Origin of the sequence: Micromonospora sp. NPDC048830 (assembly GCF_043198215.1) — a bacterium.
In the GTDB taxonomy this organism is placed as follows: domain Bacteria; phylum Actinomycetota; class Actinomycetes; order Mycobacteriales; family Micromonosporaceae; genus Micromonospora.
In genome coordinates this window covers 1-1,012 of record NZ_JBICUP010000146.1, presented here as the reverse complement: position 1 = coordinate 1,012, position 1,012 = coordinate 1, and the positions used below count along the sequence as shown (strand labels likewise).

Below are 1,012 nucleotides of genomic sequence, written 5' to 3'. Positions count from 1 at the left end.
ACCACAACCAACGCGGCAGCGCCACCATCGACGACAGCGCCATCCTCGGCAACAACGCCGGACGACGCGGCGGCGGCATCTTCAACGGCGACCCCGACTTCGGCCCGAAGAAGGAGGACAACGAGGCCGTCGTCACCCTGCGCGACAGCAAGGTCGAGAACAACACCGCCACCAACGGCGGCGGCATCTTCAACAACCGCGGCACGGTCATCCTCACCAACACCAAGGTCAAGAAGAACACGGCCACCGGCACCGACAAGCCTCACGACGTGGCCGGCGGCATCGTCAACAACGAGGGCACGGTCAAGGTCGACGACGAGTCGATCATCACCGACAATGACCCCCGCAACTGCGCCGGCAAGGTCCCCGGCTGCTTCGCCTGACGGCAGGCTGATCACATAGAGAAGAGGGAGAGCCCCTTCCGAACGCTTCTGCGGCGGGAGGGGCTCTCCCGTCGTACCTGCCCGCCTCGTCCGGCTTCGCACCGGCGTGAGCGGGCCCGACTCCTAACGTGCACTTCTTTCGCGTATGCCCTCGTCGTGAAGAAGTTTCTCATACGGTGTGATTCAGAAGCTACAACCGATTTGTAGCCAGGGCGCCCGCCTGCTGGCGGAGCACCTTGTCTGGTACGAGGAGAGAGCAGAGAGCTCCTATGTCCAACTACCTACCGAAGAGCACCGATACGACGGGGCAGGTGACCGGGGCTGCGCCGCGTCACCGCAAGCTGTGGATCGCCACGGGCGTGGTGGGCCTGACCGGGGTGGTCAGCCTCGCTGCGGTGGGTGCCGCCACGGGCGCCGGGGCCGCCGGGGTGGGTCGCGTTGCTGGCAACCTCAAGTGGTCCACCACGGAGCAGTTCGTCAAGGACGACGGGCCGGACCGGGACGATCACAACCGTGACGACGACTGGAACAAGGGCGATCACGACGAGGGCCAGGTTCGTGAGGTGCGCTGTGACGACGACGCGTTGGTGGAGGCGTTCGTCCGGCTCAACAACGAGGAGGGCGGCACG

Annotated in this window: 2 pseudogenes; both read left to right on the top strand. The window is 65.7% G+C overall.

Annotation, left to right across the window (positions count from 1 at the left end):
• A pseudogene (locus ACGFIZ_RS34310) lies at positions 1-383 on the top strand (hypothetical protein); the annotation flags it as partial.
• Between the two features lie 269 nt (positions 384-652).
• Positions 653-1,012 (top strand): annotated as a pseudogene (locus tag ACGFIZ_RS34305) (hypothetical protein); the annotation flags it as partial.